We start from the raw sequence: 19,013 nt of genomic DNA on the forward strand, positions 1-19,013 counted from the left end.
CTGGGAGGGGTTAGGGGTGGGTCTAGCATGCCTATTGCCTATTGCCTATTGCCTGCTCCCTGCTCCCTAAAACCCAGAAACTTGTACCTCATGAGTATAATAATTGCTATAAGTCATTGACAAATGATACACAACCTGAACTTGTGACGAATGATGCGATTACAGAAATTCCTGCTAAAGGTTAGGATTTAATGCTTACTACAACCGTGATCCAAGCGTTCCAGGTAAGATGTATACTCGATTTTTTGGGATTTCACCTCGGGACACTGTCAGTCTCGATCCAGAACATCGGTTACTTCTGGAAGTTAGTTGGGAAGCCATGGAAAATGACGGGCACATTCCAAAACCCTTAGAAGGTCAGTCTACAGGAGTTTTTGTTAGTATTACTGTAAATGATTATCAAAAGAGATTATAAAGAGATAATTACACAAACTGAATTAGATCATATTACTCCCCTATGATGTCACTGGGTTTTCAATCAAGCTAGGAGAGCCAAAGATATTAACTGCTCATATCCAAAATAAAGCAGCTCCAGTATTAGCCATGAAAAATTACCTAATCAATATACACAAACCTTTAAATAAAATGTAGTGATAAAGATGTAGTGATTTTGCTACGGCATAATGGAGGTTTCGGGAGCTAAAATCAATACTTGTGTACCACTACAAAAAAACTATGTAAGTAATCACCATTGCTGCTCTATAAAATCAACTAAAGTAACAACTAAATCAAAGCGATCGCACAGATAACAGTAAATGAAATAACTGGATCAAGGTAGAACTATGAACTTAATTCAATTATTACAAGACCTTTCTCTCAAAGGGGTTAGAGTATGGAATGATGGAGGAAAGTTAAGAACTGGAGGTTCCCAAGAAGTACTGACAACTGATGTTATGGCCGAATTAGAGCAGTATAAATCAGAAATCTTACAGTTACTAAACGAAAATCCAGATATATCCCAAGTCCATCCCCTCTCTTATGGTCAAAAAGGTCTCTGGTTTTTGTGGCAGCTATCACCTCAGGGTCATAATTATAATGTGTCATTTTCGGTTCGGATCTACTCCAAAGTAGATATAACTATTTGGCAACAGGTTTTTCAAGCTCTAAGGGAAAGGCATCCGCTACTACGGAGTACATTCCCGAAGTTGGGCGAACAACCAATCCAACAACTACATCAACATCAAGAGTTAGACTTCTTACAGATAGATGCTTCTAGTTGGAGTGAAGAGGAATTAAACAAAAAGGTAGTTGCAGCTCACAGACATCCTTTTAACCTAGAAACAGAACCAGTGATGCGAGTTAGGTGGTTCACTTGTTCCGAGCAAGACCATATTATGTTACTGACAATACATCACATTGCTTTAGATGGTTGGTCATGGAACTTAATTGCCAAAGAGCTGCCACAACTTTACCAAGATAAACTAAATGGAATTGAGGCATCCCTACCACCACTACAGTATTCTTATCAAGATTATGTTAGTTGGCAAAAGGAGTTAGTAGAAGGACAAGAAGGAGAACAACTATGGAACTATTGGCAACAAAGATTGGGCGGGGAATTACCTGTCTTGAATTTGCCTACAGACAAACCACGACCCCCTATACAGACTGATAATGGTGGCAGCTATCCCTTCAAATTATCCGAAAAGTTGACTGAACAATTGAAGGAACTAGCTCAAACAGAGGGGGCAACTCTTTATATGACTCTGTTGGCTGCTTTTCAAGTGCTTCTGTATCGTTACACCGGTCAAGAGGATATTTTAGTAGGTTCTCCTACTTCTGCTAGAACAAAAGCGGAGTTTGCTTCTCTTGTTGGTTACTTTGTAAACTCAGTAGTGATGAGAGCAGATTTGTCAGGGAATCTCTCTTTTAGAGATTTCCTCTCTCAAGTACGCCAGACAGTCCTGGGAGCACTAGCTCATCAAGATTATCCCTTTGCTTTATTGGTAGATAAGTTACAGCTAGAACGTGACTCCAGTCGTGCTCCTCTTTTTCAGGCTTACTTTGTACTACAAAAATTCCTGGAATCTCAAGATGTGCCAAAGGATTTTTTTAGCAGCAAAAAAACCTTGATGAATTGGGGAGGACTTGAAGTAGAACCTTTTGTACTCGAACAGTATGAAAGTCAATATGATTTATTACTGGAAATGTTTGAAGAGGACTCATCTCTGGTTGGGTTGTTAAAATACAATGCTGACTTATTTGATGAGCAAACTATTGCCAGAATGGCTGGTCATTTCCAGAACTTGTTAGAAGGGATAGTGAATGATCCGCAACAGAGAGTAACAGCACTACCATTAATGACAGAGGTAGAGCGAGAACAGATATTGGTAGAATGGAATAATACGAAAACAGATTACCCAAATGATAAATGTATCCATCAGTTATTTGAGGAACAGGTCGAAAACAACCCAAATGCAATAGCAGTAGTATTTGAGGAGCAAAAGCTAACCTATTCCCAATTAAATAGCAAAGCTAATCAACTAGCTAATTACTTACAAAAATTGGGAGTAGCTCCAGAAACCCTAGTGGGAATATGTGTAGAGCGTTCCTTAGAGATGGTAGTAGGTTTATTAGCCATACTCAAAGCGGGAGGAGCTTATGTGCCATTAGACCCGAATTATCCAACTTCCCGTCTCAATTACATGGTAGAAGATGCACAACTCTCTATACTACTGACTCAAAAAAAATGGCAGCATCATCTATCGGAAACTATAGAAACTGTGATTTGTTTGGATACAGATGAAGAAATTATTAATCAACAGAGTCAGCAAATACCCGAAAATCAGGTAACAGCTAATCAGTTAGCTTACGTTATCTATACTTCAGGTTCTACGGGTCAACCAAAGGGGGTAACTATTCCCCATCAAGGATTATTAAATCTAGTGTTCTGGCATCAACGTACTTTTGAAGTCAAATCATCAGACAAAGCGTCTCAAATAGCCGGAGTAGGTTTTGACGCCTCTGTCTGGGAAATCTGGCCTTACCTGAGTGCAGGCGCTTGCTTACACTTAGTCAACTCAGAAACTCGTCTGTCTCCAGAAGCACTCAGAAATTGGCTAATCTCAGAACAAATAACAATTAGTTTTGTGCCCACACCTCTATTGGAGAATTTGTGTTCCTTAGAATGGCCTGCACAAACAAAATTGAGAACTGTACTCACAGGAGGAGACAAACTGCACAATTACCCATCGGCAGCTTTACCATTCTGTGTATTTAATAACTATGGTCCGACAGAGAATACAGTTGTTACTACCTCTGGGTTGGTAGTTTCAGGTCAGGAGGGCAGTATTTCACCACCTATTGGTAAGCCAATATCCAATACCAAAGTATATATTTTGGATATAAATTTACAACCAGTGCCCATAGGAGTAGCGGGAGAACTTCATATCGAAGGAGATAGTTTAGCAACAGGCTACCACAACCGCCCCGAACTCACAGCCTCCAAATTTATTCCCAACCCTTTTGATAATTCAAAAGTCAACCCCTCCCTTACCCCCAAGGAGGGAAGTCAAAAGTCAAAATTATATAAGACAGGGGATTTGGTTCGCTACTTAGCCGATGGCAACATCGAATTCTTGGGTAGAATAGACCACCAAGTAAAAATCAGGGGATATCGTATCGAAACAGGAGAAATAGAAGCAGTTATCAATTCATACCCTAAAGTCAAAGAAACAGTAGTATTAGCAAGAGAAGACAACCCAGGAGACAAACGCCTAGTAGCATACATAGTACCAGAAACCCAAACCATAACCACCTCCAACCGAGAACTATCAGAAACCCAAGTAGATAGTTGGCAAGACGTATACAACCAACTAATATACGACCAACTCAGTGAAGTAACTGACCCCCTATTCAATACCAAAGGATGGTTAAGCAACTACGATAACCAGCAAATACCAGAACAACAAATGCGCATCTGGGCAAGAGATATAGTAACTCAAGTATTAGCCCAGAAACCAGAGAGTGTGTGGGAAATAGGTTGTGGCACAGGAATGCTCCTGTTTCAAATCGCACCCCAGACACAAAAATATTATGGAACAGATATCTCCAACGCCTCATTAGAATACATCAAGAAACAAATAGAACAGGAACCAGAGAAATATGGTCATGTTTCCTTAGCACAGAAACGAGCCGAAAACAGGGCTGGTATAGCAGATAACAGTTTCGATGTCGTATTGCTGAATTCCATAGTCCAGTGTTTTCCCAGTGTGGAGTATCTGTTGCAAGTAATAGAAAACAGTATCCGGGTAGTCAAACCAGGAGGAATGATATTTTTAGGGGATATCCGGAGTCGGCCATTAATGAAAGCCTTTCACAGTTCGGTGCAACTGTATCAAGCAACTCCATCATTATCAGTAGAACAACTCAAGGAAAAGATAGACAGACAAATGGAGCAGGAGACCGAGTTGTTAGTCTCACCAGAGTTGTTTGTAGCTCTCAAAGAAAAACACCCAGAAATAACTCATGTACAAATACGTTTAGAGAGGGGAAGGGAGCAAAACGAACTGAATAAATATCGCTATAGCGTACTGTTGCATATACAAGCCCAAGCAGCATCAATAATAGCACCGACTGTAGAAAGTGGAGCGGATATGAGTGCTCAAGAGATAGAAACTTATCTGCGACACCAAGAGCCAGAATCAATTTGCTTTAGTGGTTTAGTCAATAGCAGAGTGGCTAATGAGGTAGGTTTAGTGGAGTTGTTATCACAGCCAGAATCAAAACTGAATGTGCAGCAGTTGAGGCAGAAGTTAGAGTCAAAGCCAGTCAATGGCATCGACCCAGAGAGGTTATATGAACTGAGTTCAGATTTAGGGTATAGCTTAGAGTTGTGTTGGTCTGCTCAGGGAAGAGGAGAATTGATGGATGGGGTATTTGTGCGCAGACAGTTAGCCCAAGACGGGATAGTGTTAACACCCCTAACTCAAAAATCGGTGGTAGCAAGTAACTGGCATCATTATGGGACTAATCCCTTGAGTTCCGAGGTAGGAAAGCAACTGGTACCGGAGTTGAGAGAGTATCTGGAGTTGCGGTTGCCAGAATATATGGTGCCATCAGGGTTGATGGTGTTGTCGCAACTGCCTCTGACTCCTAACGGTAAGGTAGACCGTAAAGCTTTACCTGTACCGGATGTGGCTAGTAGTGTGTCAACGGAGTATGTAGCTCCCCAGACAAAGACACAGAAAGTATTAACAGAGATTTGGCAAGAATTGTTAGGAATAGAAAAGGTGGGAATATATGATAACTTCTTTTTTGATTTGGGTGGGCATTCTTTACTGGCAACTCAGGTTGTGTCTCGGGTGCGAAATATTTTTGAGATTGAACTAACCTTAAAGCGTTTATTTGAGTCACCGACTATTGCTGACATAGCCAAAAGCTTAGAAGTGCTGAGTCAACTAGCCCAAGAAGAAAAGACATTAAAATCAGAAACAGAAATAGACTATGAGGAGGAAGTATTATGAAAACAATTGATTTCGTTTCTTACTTGCAAAATCTGGGTGTGAAATTTTGGATAGATGGAGAGCAACTCCGCTATCGTTCTCCGAAGGGAGTAATAACTCCAGAACTTAAAAAGGATATAGTTGAGCGCAAAGCAGAACTCCTAGATTTGCTTAGGGAAGTCCAGACAATTCAGCAATCTGTAGCTAGTTCCATTCAACCAATTTCTAGGGAAAAGGTAATCCCCTTATCCTATGCACAACAAAGGCTATGGTTTCTTTAAAAAATGGCCTTTAGTAGCAACGCATACAATGTGCCATTGACCCTAAATCTAGTAGGAAAACTAGACTATGTAGCCCTAAAAAAAAGTCTCAACCAAATCATCGCTCGCCATGAAACCCTGAGAACCACCTTCAGTGAAATCAACGGCACACCAGTACAAATAATTCAACCCCCCTTTGAATTAGAACTACCCAAAAAAGACCTAAGTGGGTTAACACCATCTGAGCAAACTACCAAACTACAACAACTACTCCAACAAGAAAATGAACAAAGATTCAATCTAGACGTAGACCCCCCCATACGAGCTCAGTTGTTTAAACTAGGAACAACAGAACACATACTGCAAATCACATTACATCACATAGCAAGCGATGGCTGGTCACTGACAGTATTGCCCAAAGAACTTTCGGCTATTTACACTGCCACACTGGAAGACCAACCATCCCCATTACCAGAGCTACCCATACAATATGCCGACTTTGCAGTTTGGCAAAGGAACTACTTACAAGGTGAAACCCTCGAAAGCGAACTCAACTATTGGAAGCAAAAGCTCCAAGACTTACCTCAACTACAACTACCCACAGACCATCCCCGACCCGCAGTTCAAACTTTTAATGGAGCAGGTATACCGATCAAGATACCAGCAACACTAACATCAAAGGTTAAACAACTCACCCAAAAGCAGGGAACCACCCTATTTATGACCCTGTTAGCAGTCTTTAAAGTGTTGCTGTATCGTTACAGTGGTCAAGAAAGTATAGCAGTAGGAACACCGATAGCTAACCGCAACCGCAGTGAAATAGAAGGGTTGATAGGTTTCTTTGTCAACTCCCTAGTCATGTATACAGACCTGGGAGGGGACCCTAGTTTCACAGAAGTATTAAACCGAGTTAAACAAACAGCTCTAGAAGCTTATGGTAACCAAGACATACCCTTTGAAAAATTGGTGGAAGAGTTGCAGCTAGAACGGTCTCTATCGCAAAACCCCTTATTTCAGGTAGTGTTTGCCGTTCAGGAGAGTGAACACATGAAACCATCCATCGCTCCCAACCTAACTTAGAGGTAGAGTTAGGTTGGGAGCGATGGATGGGAGATCAAATGACAGTGCGGATGGACTTAGAGTTACATCTGTGGCTAGAAGGAGAAGAAATCAAAGGATTATGTGCCTATAACCGAGACTTGTTTGAGGCCGAAACAATTAGTCGGATGGTGTCACATTATGAAAACTTACTATCAGCAGCAGTAGAGACGACCGAGCGACCTGTGAGCCAGTTGCCATTAATGACAGAGCCAGAGCTAGAGCAAATACTGGTAGAGTGGAACAATAGACCTCTTGCAAAATTGGCTTTGTGCTAGGATGTAATATTAAAACAATCATGGGGCTTCCCTCAGTTCATGATTATAGATAGCCGCAATCAAATTACAGCGCAAACCAAAACGACGACGGCGATTACGATAACGCGCTTGAAGGACTTTAAAAATCTTTAAGCGTCTGTTAATATGCTCAATACAGATGCGTTCTCGTCCCAAGGCCCGATTGTAAGAACGCTTCAACTTTGAGAGCAAACCATTCTTGGGTTTCTTGAACGGCACATGACTGTTGGCATGATAACGATAAATTCCCTGGTAGCCACGTTTCTTTTAGACTCTCTGTTTCAGGATGGAAGTGAACTCCTGATACCTTAAACAAAGCATGCATCATGACGACAACCCAAGCCATCAGAAAGTACAAATGATTTGACCTGTATCTTGATCAACAATCAGTTGGCTTTTGAGAGTGTGACTCTTTTTTTTGCCGGAATAGAATTGCTTTTGCTTAACATATGGACGCTCAATAACAGTTTCCGTAACATCCATGACTGTGACATTAGGGGGGTTGCTATTCCTTACCAGTTGCTTTTTTCCAGTTTGGCTGAACTGACCCGATTGCAAAGCGAGCATTTTCAACCCTTAGAACAGTCCGGCAGATAGTGGACTCTGAAACTCCCCAATCAGTAGCAATGTGGAAATAGGTGCGATACTCCCCTACCCTGGTGAGGGTAGGTTGGTGATCCAACCACTGAGATCCACTGCTAAGGTTTGACCCAACTGAAGTAGGGGGCTTGGGGAAAGTGAAGTCCTGAGGGAAGCGCTGCAGGTACAAATTTTACATAGCCAGGGATAGCTGCCATTGCTATCACTATCTTTACTATCTTTCTCTAAGTCTTGGCTTTGGATAAGCTGAGGCAAAAGTTGGTTATGGAAGTACTGCAAGTACAGTTCTTGGCAACGATCTAAGGATAAGCTGAGATTGAGCTGATTGCCTATATCAATCATTTTTTCTAGCCGTTGAATATCCACTTCCACTTCCTCTGGGTTACTATCGTAAAGAATTTGCCAGAGCGTACGCAAAATTAAGTTTTCTAAGGTTTGCTTGACTTCTAGGGTATCCAACTGACAGTGGAGATGATTCGCTGCTGTTGCGATCGCTTCTAACTCTGCCAACCTACTCCATACCACCTGCTGATCACTGCTATCACTATCTAATGCCCTAATTACAGTAATACACTGATTGGATATAGCAATTTCTGCTGCTACTTGCAACTCTTTGGGAACAGATAACCCACCCTGATGGAAAGCGATCAAGGCTCTATAATTATCCCGATAAACCTCGGTATAGAGCTGATCCAAACGGGTCAAGGTTTCCTGGCTCAACAGCTGCATAATCCGGTGTCGCTCTTCAGCAAACAGATGCTGCAAATTAAAATGTTGCTGCCCAAACAGCTGATTCATTACCAAAATTGTGTGGGCTGCACTGCCTTGGTCTAGGGCATTAAATAATGTTTCCAACCGCTGGCGGTAGGCTCGACATTCAGCAAGGGGTTGAATACAGCAGTGGAAGTCCCAAGCACCTAGGTATAGCAAGGCAAACACAAAATCACCACTTGCCCTAGTGATCTCAGAAGCCAATTGTAACTGTCCCACAGCTAGGGTTAATGCTCCGATTCGTTTTAGCTGGTAATATTGCTGATGGGCATAGTAACAGTAGATTTTGTCTTCTTGGGAATACTTCTTAAATAGGGAACTAATGGCGTAGTCTGCTACTACTTGCTTCCAGCTAACCTGGGCTGACAGCACTAGTTGCCGATAAATCTGGTCACCAGTTTTAAAGCATTCTACATTACTCGGTGCTAGAGCAAGGCGTTGGATAAATTCTTCTTCCAGTTGGACTTTAGCAACATCACCAGCTAACTCCATAGCACGGGCAGCATAGCGCAGAATCTGAACCCCTTCTGGACGGGAGATTTCCTCAAAAAACCAACCACAACTGGTATACATCAGCAGAGCATGACGCTGCATTTCCAGCAGTCGTAAGGCATCCACTTGTTCAGCGGTCGTCAGTGGGTGAGTACTATGACGCTCCAGAAAACTGTCCACATTGGCTGGGAAACGGTTCTGAATCACTTGGATATACTCATCCCGCGCTAGCCAAGGGTCATGGAAGAATTGGCTACCAGTCTTTTGATATACCTGAATCAATTGATCCCGTAACCAATCCAGGGCATTCCGCAGGGGGCGACGCCACCTTTGGTGCCACTGCCCGTCACCACCACAGCCACAATCATCTTGCCAACGGTCAACCCCATGGGAGCAACTCCAGGCTGTTACTGGCTTCAGTACCACCTCCCAGGTGGGCGGATTCAAGCTCAGGTAGTGGGCAAAGTTAGTTACTGTCCAGTTGCGCTGGGGAAACTCATGGGTAAAAGCGTAGGCAATACACTTCTCAGTGCCTGTTTTGTGATGGCCAAAGGTTTCCCCATCCGTTGCCACAGCAATCAACTGGGCACTGGGATGATCCCCACGTACTGCTTGACCCAAACGCTTGGCGAAGTGTTCAGTGCTGCTGAGTAAATCATTGAAGCCCATATCTCTGGAGATTGGGCCATCATAGAAAAAGATATCAATAAACTTGCCATTTTTGAGGAAGCAACGGTAAGGGCGAGTAGGGTCAATCTGAGCACCTCCCACTTCCTGCCATGGAGAATTACTATTGTGTTCACTGGTGTGTTCACTGGTGTGTTCACTGGGAATTGGGCGGCAACGTTGAGCTTGGGAAGGGGCTAGGATAATAAACCGAATATCTTCTGCTACCAATGCTTCTAAGGTCAGATAGTCTACTGCCGTTTCCGCCAGCCACATCCCTTCCGGTTCACGACCAAAGCGGGAACGGAAGTCCGCTTTTCCCCAACGGATTTGGGTGTATTTGTCCCGTTCATTGGCTAGGGGAAGGATGATGTGGTTGTACACTTGAGCGATCGCATTCCCATGACCATTTAAGCGTACACAACTCTTCTTGTCCGCTTCCAGAATCCGCTGATACACTTCGAGATCGTAATTTTCCAGCCAGGACATTAAGGTTGGACCAATATTGAAGCTCAAATACTCATAGTTGTTGACAATATCTATCACTTCCCCCTGGTCATTTAATACCCTGGCAAAGGCATTGGGGCGGTAGCACTCATAGTAAATCCGTTCGTTCCAGTCATGAAACGGAGCAGCAGTAGGCTGACGCTCAATGGTATCTAGATCAGGGTTTTCCCGAGGCGGTTGGTAGAAATGACCGTGGATAGTAATATAGACACCTGTGGCCGTATCTAGGAAGTCGTTGTTGAGCGTCGAGTAGTGCTTGATCTTGGCAGTGGACTTAGCAGTGGACTTTATTTCCTCAGCTTGTAAAACTAGCAGTTCAGCTACTGAAGTCATGGGAATATGCATTCAAAAAAACAGCAAGACAGCTAACCCAACCCCAGAACGTCATGTTTGGGGCCGGGCAGCGAATACCCTTGAGCAAACTCATACTGGTTTGGCAGTAACGAACAAAAGTAGCGGATAGTTAGGACAAACGTTAAATGCTTAACACAATGATGAATTCAACCGCAAGGTTTAATTCAAGTAATTCTAATCAGTTTACGGAAATTGCAGTAATTTTATCAATCTTAACCAGATCATAGCAAATTTCTATGGTTAAAAAATATATCCTAGGACTGATGCGCTTGAGAAATCGTTGAGTATCGAAAAGCTTTATTGAGCACAGCAGCTACAGAGTAAGGTACTTGACTATCTAATTTGCCTATCTCAGTTGATAAGCTAACACGCATCTAAATTTCATCTTTTCATGTTATGAAAGAAACCGTCAAACCATCCGCCCATCTCCCTATCTCCCCATCTCCCCATCAGTCTCAACCCAAAAATTAAGTGCGTGACAGCTTAGGGCCGTGACAGCTTAGGGAGACGGGGGGATAGGAAGAGGGATTGACCAAGCCCGTTTCGATACTGCCCTAGTCCCTGAAACTAACTAGAATAGTAATTTTTTTGAGGTAAAGAAACCTAAATGCTCACCAAAAACCAAATTTTGTCAATTTTGCTAGTATTTATTCCCATTTCAGTAGCCGCTGAATTTCTAGAGTGGAACTCGGCAGTTATCTTCATTACGTCTTGCTTAGCAATTATTCCTTTAGCAGCATGGATGGGAACAGCCACAGAAGAAATCGCTGTGGTGCTCGGTCCAAACCTAGGAGGGCTATTAAATGCCACCTTTGGCAACGCTACAGAATTAATCATTGCCCTAATTGCCCTGAATGCTGGGTTAGTAGAAGTGGTTAAAGCCACCATCACTGGCTCCATCATCGGTAACCTACTCCTAGTGATGGGATTTGCGATGCTGCTGGGTGGATTGCGTTACAAAGAACAGGAGTTTCAGCCCATTGTGGCGCGGGTGAATGCCTCTTCAATGAACCTAGCAGTGATTGCCATGTTGCTACCGACAGCAATGGATACCACATCCATTGGTATTCCTCAATCTACATTACAACAGCTTTCGGTGGCAGTTGCCCTGGTTTTAATTCTGGTTTATGGGCTAAGTCTGTTATTTTCCATGAAAACCCACACCTATCTGTTTGATGTGGGAATGGCGGAAATAGAGTTAGAAGAAACAGAGCAGGGTGAAATGGCCAGTTCCGAATCTAAACATCTGCCTAATATGTGGTTGTGGGTAGGAGTCTTGGTAGTGGTTACCCTGCTGGTGGCACTAGAGTCAGAACTTTTGGTGGATAGCTTGGAATCTGCAACATCACAGTTAGGACTAACAGCGCTGTTTACCGGAGTAATTTTACTGCCCGTAATTGGTAATGCAGCAGAACACGCCACTGCGGTAACTGTCGCGATGAAGAATAAGATGGATCTCTCAGTTTCCGTAGCCGTGGGGTCTAGTCTGCAAATTGCCCTATTTGTTGCGCCAGTGTTAGTGCTAGCTGGGTGGTTTATGGGTCAGCCGATGGATTTGGATTTTAATCCCTTTGAATTGGTAGCAGTAGCCGTAGCTGTGTTGATTACTAATTCGATTAGTTCTGATGGTAAGTCAAATTGGCTCGAAGGAGTGTTGCTATTAGCAGCTTATGTGGTATTGGGACTAGCGTTTTACTTCCATCCAGTGGTTGAAGGATTGGGTTGAGTTAACGCTTAGTGTGTAGAGTTTGATGCATGAAGGTGATGATGAACAAAGCAATGCTCGCCCGGTCGTGGCTACGGGAACGCAAAATTTAAGTGAATAAACTGTTATCATCCCTGTCATCCCAAAAAAATCTGGCTATAGTAAAGCTAGAGGGGTCAATTGTCAATTGATAAATCGGTTTGATTCGTAAGACAAATTGATTGGTAAGAAAAATCATCATCTAACCCACTCCTTCCCCCTTTAGCCTTTGCCCTTTGCCCTTCATCCACCCATCTAGCTTGAGATTAACCGAGCACGCTGATGGGATGGATGAGCCACTGAGGACATTAAGCCGAGATGCTGGAAGCCGAACAGATATTACATGAGCGCTATCAACTCAAGCAACAACTGGGACATAATGCTGGACGACAAACTTGGCTAGCTGAGGATCTAGAAGTTTCACCTCCAGAATTGGTAGTTGTTAAACTGCTGGCATTTGGTGGTGACGTTAATTGGGACGATTTAAAACTCTTTGAGCGAGAAGCACAGGTGCTTAAACAGCTCAATCATCCCCGGATTCCCAAGTATCTTGATTATTTTAACATTGATGACCGAGTACTCTGGTTTGGCTTGGTACACAACTATATTCCTGGCTCCTCCCTCAAGGAAAAACTAAATCAAGGTAAACGATTTACAGAAGGGGAAGTGCGCCAAATCGCTGTGGATGTGCTGAAAATTCTTGAATTTCTCCATCAGCTCAATCCAGCTGTACTGCACCGAGATATTAAGCCTAGCAATCTAATTTTAGGAGATGATGGGCAGATTTATGTCGTCGATTTTGGGTCAGTGCAGGATCGGGCGTCTAAAGAGGGCGCTACATTTACGGTAGTGGGAACCTATGGTTACGCCCCCATGGAACAGTTTGGTGGTAGGGCAGTACCAGCATCGGATTTGTATGGCTTAGGGGCGACGTTGATTCATTTGCTCACCGGGACAGCACCTGCTGAGTTGCCCCAGCGGAATTTGCGCATTTGCTTTAAAGACCAAGTCAACCTCAGTGCTAACCTGATCAGCTGGATTCAGAAGCTGACCGAACCAGCTCCAGAGCAACGCTTCAAAAGTGCGTCTGAAGCAATTCTAGCCCTAGAGTTGGGCATGACACTCAATACTCCCAAAACCAACAAACTGATCACACTCCCCCGATCCACCTTTGTGAATAATTCAGGTCAAGGGGGTGTATTGGATGATCGAGTACCGGTACCAGATGAAATCAAAGGCTGGAACTGGGGAGCTTTTTTGATACCTTGGTTTTGGCCTATGACGAATAATGTTTGGATTGGACTGATAGCATGGGTGCCTCAAGTGGGTTGGTTTATGGCGATCGCGCTCGGTGCCAAGGGCAATGAATGGGCTTGGAAAAGTCGTCGCTGGCGGAGTATTGAACACTTCAAAGCTCACCAAAGAGGCTGGGCAATCGTGGGGATTCTCTTTGGCTTACCAGTGAGCGTGATGTTGTGGATATTTGTCTTGGGCTTGGTCTCTGGTTTTTAATTTTTAATACGTAAATTAATACGAAAAGGATATAGCTTGCTGCTTCGCGCTGGTAAAAGTTGAACTCAAACATGCCAATACTTCTAACAGAAATATCCCAGTAGAATTGTCAAGAAACAGCAGTATTTATCGCGGTATGTATCAAAGATAATAGCGGACCATTCTGCTCTGTGCCACTAACCGCTAATTCGCTATGACACAAGTAAAGCCGCTCTGTAACTCTACCGAATAAATCTCGCAAAATCCGCTCTAATCGCTGTTGATCAGCTTGGACTTTATCTTCCTCTGTCCAAGGACGTCCAGACCATTCCTTTAGAAAAAGATGAGCTCCGAAAAGGGTAGCTGCACCACCACTGAGCCAGAGGGAAGAACCTGCATCTAACCAAAAGTGCCAACGGTGGCAGCGGCGAGCGGCACGGTATTGGAAAATAGTAGCAAGGGTGACAGCATTGGTAGCTGTGGGTAGGCGACGGACGGGATAGGGATTAGCAGTAACGGTGCCACGACGTAGCATCAGAATGAATTGGGCGATAGTTTGGGTGGAACGCTGACGGTTAGATGGTTGTTGGTTCGTTTGGCTCGAATCATTCACCTTCAACTCTTTCCCCAGGCGTCCATTCACTTCCCAGTAGTGTTGAGCAGTTTCCATCAGTTCCCGCAGTGCTGCTAGCTGTTCATAGGCGAGATTAGAGCCATGCCACAAAAATTTCTGAATGGCGCGGTCGAAAACTACCAAGCAAGAAGGAATCAGACCCTGTTGTTGTTGCTCCCGCTGTAGTTCTAACCATTGGAAAATCTCTGAGTAGGCAGTTGTTGCTTGATGCCCTAACCTATCCCAACGAGGAAACGACTCCACTGGTAACAGACGAGGTTGCTCAGGATCAGGAGCATAGCAGTGATCCGCTAATAAACCAGCACGGACAGGGTCAATTAGGGTTGCCGGTTGCATATTTGAACTTTCACCCTTCAACTCCTGCACTTGTGGTTGGCTACTGAGCACTACCAGCATTTGTGCGATCGCATCTCGATTCACTAACCGTCCCAAGCCAGGATAAACTAGCGCTAGTAAGGTTAGTAGTCCCTGAACCATAGGTGAGCTAACTAATGGGCGCTGGTCGTTGAGGGGTTCTACAGCAATGCCAAAGTTAGTCAGGATTTCCGTTAAGGTGTAGCGTGCGATCGCATCTAGACCTGGAGCAATGATCGCTATTTCACCAGGCTGCACTTGCCCAGACTTGATAGCTTGACTAATCACCCCAGCCGTTTGCTGCAACAGTTGAGCGCGGGAGGTAGTTTGAATCGATTGGATAGACTCAGGTAGACCCTCAATAAACATGGAATTACTAATTAATTCCACTACTGTGTTTGCCAATTCAACAGGCATTGCGTCAATAGATGAATCCGGTAAGATTTCCACCAAGCAACGGGATGCCAAATCCGCTAGATAATTCGGGTCAGCATTAAGGCCCAAGCGTACCTGTCCATTAGGATTAAAGCTAAAAGCTCCCACAGCCCCTTGATTGAGTAGAGTCTCAAATAAATCCCGAGCGATCGCAGGATAGTCATCCACATCATCCGCCAGCACTGCCTGATATCGCTGCTGCAAATACTGCTGATAAGTGGGGTCTGGCAACAAATACCGCCAATACAGTTCAGCAATAATCCCGTAGGTTAAGAATCCCCTCTCTAGACACCAGCTTCGCCACTCTAGCAACAGCTTTCCCACCGTTGACCAAAGTTCCGGGTTTCCTTCCTCCTCTGGAATCCCGACCGTTAACATGTGGGGAATGTCTTCAACAGGTATCCCACTCACTGCTGCTAATTGTAACAAGTCCAGGAGGCGGCGAACTCTAGTGTAATCATTCCCCCCTGGCAGTTGTAGTAGATCATTATCCAGCTCAGTACGCCAGTGCTGGGTGGCTAAGTCCTGCTCAGTCTCAGGACGCAATCGCAACGGAAACTGTGCCTTGAGGTCAAATCGCCCAATTAACAAGGGCCAAAATAGCATTACCTCATCTTGAAAAAAACCTAAAGGTGTCTTGGAAAGTACTGGATACCTTCCCCGGATTACCTCGGTGAGCCGATCCGCCAACTCCCGCCGATTATCGTCATTAGCCGCAAACACTAAAATTCCTGGGGCTTTTGAGGGGGTTCTTTGATATCTTGAACTCGACTTTGGGTTTGACCAATCCAGTCCTCCTTCAACCCATTGGTAAAACTGACTCACAAGGCGAGTTGTTTTGCCAGTGCGAGTTGAGCCAATTATCCACAGTGAATTTTGAACCACGGAATTTTTCTTTAGGTAATTTGTTATCATACCACATGAACTAGGATGTAAGAGTTCTAGGAATAATTAGGTGCAAGAGCGCACCTCTGAGATGTTCAGAGTATGAACCTAAAGAATTGAGTCAATAACCCCACCCTATAGAGGGATGGGGCTTGCATAAACAATCAATTATGCGTGTTTGACTAGACCATTTGAGCCGAGTTTTGGTACGAACGTTTGAATACTTCCCCAGTTCAAACCTCTTTAAAATTGTGTTGTCAGTTGCTGTTGGACAGGACATCTTAAATTCGGTGGTCGAGGGGACGAGTTGTCAACTCAAATACTTTTCTCGTGAGGTTTATCACCATGTTACGAGTTCCAGTTATTTCTCCCGATGGGAGACCATTAATGCCAACTAAAGCCTCTCGTGCTCGACGTTGGATTAATAAAGGTTTAGCTGTTGTTTACCAAAACGACCTAAATGTTTTTGCTGTTCAGTTAGTCAACAAACCGTCTGGAGAAGAAACTCAGGACATTGCTGTTGGTGTTGACCCTGGAAAACGGTTTTCTGGTATTGCTGTTCAGTCAAATAAGACTACTCTTTGGACAGGGCATTTAGTGTTGCCCTACAAGAAAGTTCGTGTACGCATGGATACTCGACGAATGATGCGAAGAACTCGTAGAAGTCGTCGAATAAACCGCAAAGTACGTTACTCGCAAAGGTCTCATAGACAAAAACGATTCTCGAACAGAAGAGAAAAAAAAGTTCCTCCTTCAATTCGAGCTAATCGTCAGCTAGAACAACGGGTAATCAAAGAGCTTAGCCTTTTGTATCCATTAAGAGTCATTGTCTACGAAGTAGTCAAAGCAAGAGGTAGTAAAGGATTTTCTCCTGTGATGGTAGGTCAATATTGGTCAATATCTCAGTTAGAGAGAATAGCTCCAGTTATTCAAAAACAAGGCTGGGAGACTGCCCTTAAAAGGGAGGCTCTAGGACTGGTCAAGGACAAGGCTGACAAAAGTAGGCTTTCAGTTAACACTCATGCAGTAGATGGGATTGCTTTGGCTGCTACCCATTTCTTCCGGCGCAAAAACTATTATCACAGCAAAGGTAAGCTAAGTGTCCCAAGAAACTGTGACGTGACTGATGCTACTTTTTCTGTTATAAAACGTCCCCCCATAAGCCGCCGTCAATTACATTTGTTGCAGTTTTATAAAGGTGGAAAACGGCGCAAATACGGCGGTACAACTACTAGCCATGGTTTTCGTAAAGGAGACTATGTTGAAGCTGTAAAGGCTGGGAAACAAGCACGAGGTTGGGTAAGCGGCGAAACAGCAAGACAGGTTTCCGTTAGCGATATCAACTGGAAGCGAATCGGACAATTCACTGCCCGGAAAGTCCGACTATTAAAACGTTCGACGGGCTTAATTATAAACCACTAATTGGAGGCGCGAAGATTTGATGAATCTTCAAACTATCTTACGCACAGCTAGACAATGGTTCTTCGATACACCAGAGAGAGCCTTGGATCAGGCATACAAAGCGGCACTAAAAATCAAAGCGATTGAAGATGAATATTTTGGAGGTCAAAAAATCTCCGCCGATACCAGTCAATATAGTAACAGCGTCATTGCCTATTTTGAAGGAGAAATCAATAAATATATAAAGACAATCAACGTTAGACTAGCAGAATTTAAAACCAGTCGTTCTGTTATAATAAATTCTGAATTAACTGGATCTAATCCTCTCGAAATTAGTCAACAACAAGCTAGGGAAAATACTCAGTTATCTGAGTCAATTGACCTCAGCGATCAGCAGTCAATAATTATTGAAAAATTAAATTTTATTGATGAAATACTCAACAAGTACGCTCCACCAAAACCAGAAACAAACACCGCAGCATTGATTCCCATAAACCAAAAACCAGATACTCAGATTACTAACGCCAGTCCAAGACAGGTTATCAAGCAAAATTCCAATCTTCGAGAAGCCGCTTATTTGGAATCAGACAACAAGTCATCTCGAAATAATCAAGGAGCTAACTCCAAGAAAGTAACGGATAAAACCGGTGTATTACCTAGGTCAATTGTAGGAACAGTCAAAAGAATTCAGCAGGAACTCGATCCACGAGCTGAAGATAAAGTTGTCAAAACCTTTCGTCGGTCTCAACGTAAAACCGTAATCTCTATTAAATTTATCCTAATTTTAACTATTGTTCCGATTTTAACTCAGCAAATTTCTAAAACGTTTCTAGTTAGTCCCATAGTTGATCACTTTAGAAGTAACAATGAATCAGCTATTTTTTTAAATTATGAGATGGAAGAAGAAGCTCTGGTAGAGTTAAAAAAATTTGAAGAAGAACTCCACTTTAGAAGCTTACTGGGGTTTACTTCTAAACTATCTGAAGAGGAGATGGAAGAAGAAATTAAGCATAAAGCTAACGAACTAGCAGAAGACTATCACAATCAAGGTTCCAATGCCATTAAAAATATTTTCGCTGACATTACAGCTCTACTTGCTTTTGCCTTAGTTATCATCAACAGCAAGCGAGATGTAATTATTTTAAAATCGTTTATGGATGATATTATCTATGGGCTGAGTGATAGTGCCAAAGCGTTTATCATTATTTTGTTTACCGATATATTTGTAGGATTCCACTCTCCCCACGGTTGGGAAATAATCCTAGAAGCCCTATCCCGACATTTAGGAATACCAGAAAGTCGAGAGTTTATATTTTTGTTTATTGCCACATTTCCAGTTATCTTGGATGCAGTGATAAAATATTGGATTTTCCGCTATCTAAATCGGATATCTCCTTCAGCAGTAGCTACCTATCGCACGATGAATGAATAAATAATAATGGCTATACCGTAATTTTTATGCTAAATAAACAGTCTGTAAGAGGGAACAGGGAACAGCGATGCAGCGCTGCATCGCTATTCCCTATTCCCTATTCCCTGTTCCCTACTCCCTACTCCCTACTCCCTACTCCCTACTCCCTACTC

Annotated in this window: 12 protein-coding genes and 1 pseudogene; 9 read left to right on the top strand and 4 right to left on the bottom strand. The window is 43.3% G+C overall.

Annotated features, from left to right (window positions below; all coding sequences use genetic code 11):
* Positions 1-229: 229 nt before the first annotated feature.
* From AC4II3_RS21515 to AC4II3_RS21535, 5 genes are all read left to right on the top strand, one after another.
* On the top strand, positions 230-415 hold the full coding sequence (locus tag AC4II3_RS21515) for a beta-ketoacyl synthase N-terminal-like domain-containing protein (RefSeq protein WP_488010832.1): 186 nt from the start codon (positions 230-232) through the stop codon (positions 413-415).
* 367 nt (positions 416-782) lie between these two features.
* Positions 783-5,462: an amino acid adenylation domain-containing protein gene (locus tag AC4II3_RS21520; RefSeq protein WP_488010830.1), complete on the top strand. Its 4,680-nt coding sequence runs from the start codon at positions 783-785 to the stop codon at positions 5,460-5,462.
* The gene (locus AC4II3_RS21525; RefSeq protein ID WP_488010828.1) at positions 5,459-5,722 is read left to right on the top strand and encodes a TubC N-terminal docking domain-related protein; all 264 of its coding nucleotides are present in this window, start codon (positions 5,459-5,461) and stop codon (positions 5,720-5,722) included. The genes AC4II3_RS21520 and AC4II3_RS21525 overlap by 4 nt, the downstream gene beginning before the upstream one ends.
* Positions 5,723-5,758: 36 nt before the next feature.
* Positions 5,759-6,781, top strand: a complete 1,023-nt coding sequence (locus tag AC4II3_RS21530; protein ID WP_488029484.1) for a condensation domain-containing protein — start codon at positions 5,759-5,761, stop codon at positions 6,779-6,781.
* A gap of 26 nt (positions 6,782-6,807) precedes the next feature.
* Positions 6,808-7,077, top strand: a complete 270-nt coding sequence (locus AC4II3_RS21535) for a condensation domain-containing protein (RefSeq protein ID WP_488010824.1) — start codon at positions 6,808-6,810, stop codon at positions 7,075-7,077.
* 18 nt (positions 7,078-7,095) lie between these two features.
* Here AC4II3_RS21535 and AC4II3_RS21540 read toward each other — a convergent pair.
* The 3 genes and pseudogenes from AC4II3_RS21540 to AC4II3_RS21550 form a co-directional block, all read right to left on the bottom strand.
* Positions 7,096-7,662, bottom strand: a pseudogene (locus AC4II3_RS21540) (transposase family protein).
* Positions 7,601-7,864, bottom strand: coding sequence for a helix-turn-helix domain-containing protein (locus AC4II3_RS21545; protein ID WP_490722884.1), 264 nt, complete (start codon positions 7,862-7,864; stop codon positions 7,601-7,603). The pseudogene AC4II3_RS21540 and the gene AC4II3_RS21545 overlap by 62 nt, the downstream one beginning before the upstream one ends.
* Complete coding sequence (locus AC4II3_RS21550; protein ID WP_488010820.1) at positions 7,747-10,464, bottom strand: DUF3536 domain-containing protein; 2,718 nt, start codon at positions 10,462-10,464, stop codon at positions 7,747-7,749. The genes AC4II3_RS21545 and AC4II3_RS21550 overlap by 118 nt, the downstream gene beginning before the upstream one ends.
* A 628-nt stretch (positions 10,465-11,092) precedes the next feature.
* Here AC4II3_RS21550 and cax point away from each other — a divergent pair.
* Together cax and AC4II3_RS21560 are read left to right on the top strand one after the other, a co-directional pair.
* A complete protein-coding gene (gene cax, locus AC4II3_RS21555; protein ID WP_488010818.1) occupies positions 11,093-12,211 on the top strand; it encodes a calcium/proton exchanger in 1,119 nt (372 codons plus the stop codon).
* A gap of 336 nt (positions 12,212-12,547) precedes the next feature.
* Positions 12,548-13,741, top strand: a complete 1,194-nt coding sequence (locus tag AC4II3_RS21560) for a serine/threonine protein kinase (RefSeq protein WP_488010816.1) — start codon at positions 12,548-12,550, stop codon at positions 13,739-13,741.
* Between the two features lie 109 nt (positions 13,742-13,850).
* Here AC4II3_RS21560 and AC4II3_RS21565 read toward each other — a convergent pair whose 3' ends face one another.
* Complete coding sequence (locus AC4II3_RS21565) at positions 13,851-16,058, bottom strand: recombinase family protein (protein ID WP_488010814.1); 2,208 nt, start codon at positions 16,056-16,058, stop codon at positions 13,851-13,853.
* Between the two features lie 315 nt (positions 16,059-16,373).
* Between AC4II3_RS21565 and AC4II3_RS21570 the strand changes: the two genes are divergently transcribed.
* On the top strand, positions 16,374-17,450 hold the full coding sequence (locus AC4II3_RS21570; protein WP_488010812.1) for an RRXRR domain-containing protein: 1,077 nt from the start codon (positions 16,374-16,376) through the stop codon (positions 17,448-17,450).
* 19 nt (positions 17,451-17,469) lie between these two features.
* The gene (locus tag AC4II3_RS21575; RefSeq protein WP_488010810.1) at positions 17,470-18,861 is read left to right on the top strand and encodes a proton extrusion protein PcxA; all 1,392 of its coding nucleotides are present in this window, start codon (positions 17,470-17,472) and stop codon (positions 18,859-18,861) included.
* The last annotated feature ends 152 nt before the right edge of the window (positions 18,862-19,013 follow it).

It is taken from the genome of Moorena sp., assembly GCF_982860115.1.

Bases quoted from the DNA above. Each gene is read 5' to 3' on its own strand.
- AC4II3_RS21515 (WP_488010832.1), top strand. From the start codon at position 230: ATGTATACTCGATTTTTTGGGATTTCACCTCGGGACACTGTCAGTCTC.
- AC4II3_RS21520 (WP_488010830.1), top strand. From the start codon at position 783: ATGAACTTAATTCAATTATTACAAGACCTTTCTCTCAAAGGGGTTAGA.
- AC4II3_RS21525 (WP_488010828.1), top strand. From the start codon at position 5,459: ATGAAAACAATTGATTTCGTTTCTTACTTGCAAAATCTGGGTGTGAAA.
- AC4II3_RS21535 (WP_488010824.1), top strand. From the start codon at position 6,808: ATGGGAGATCAAATGACAGTGCGGATGGACTTAGAGTTACATCTGTGG.
- AC4II3_RS21550 (WP_488010820.1), bottom strand. From the start codon at position 10,464: ATGACTTCAGTAGCTGAACTGCTAGTTTTACAAGCTGAGGAAATAAAG.
- cax (WP_488010818.1), top strand. From the start codon at position 11,093: ATGCTCACCAAAAACCAAATTTTGTCAATTTTGCTAGTATTTATTCCC.
- AC4II3_RS21560 (WP_488010816.1), top strand. From the start codon at position 12,548: ATGCTGGAAGCCGAACAGATATTACATGAGCGCTATCAACTCAAGCAA.
- AC4II3_RS21565 (WP_488010814.1), bottom strand. From the start codon at position 16,058: ATGATAACAAATTACCTAAAGAAAAATTCCGTGGTTCAAAATTCACTG.
- AC4II3_RS21570 (WP_488010812.1), top strand. From the start codon at position 16,374: ATGTTACGAGTTCCAGTTATTTCTCCCGATGGGAGACCATTAATGCCA.
- AC4II3_RS21575 (WP_488010810.1), top strand. From the start codon at position 17,470: ATGAATCTTCAAACTATCTTACGCACAGCTAGACAATGGTTCTTCGAT.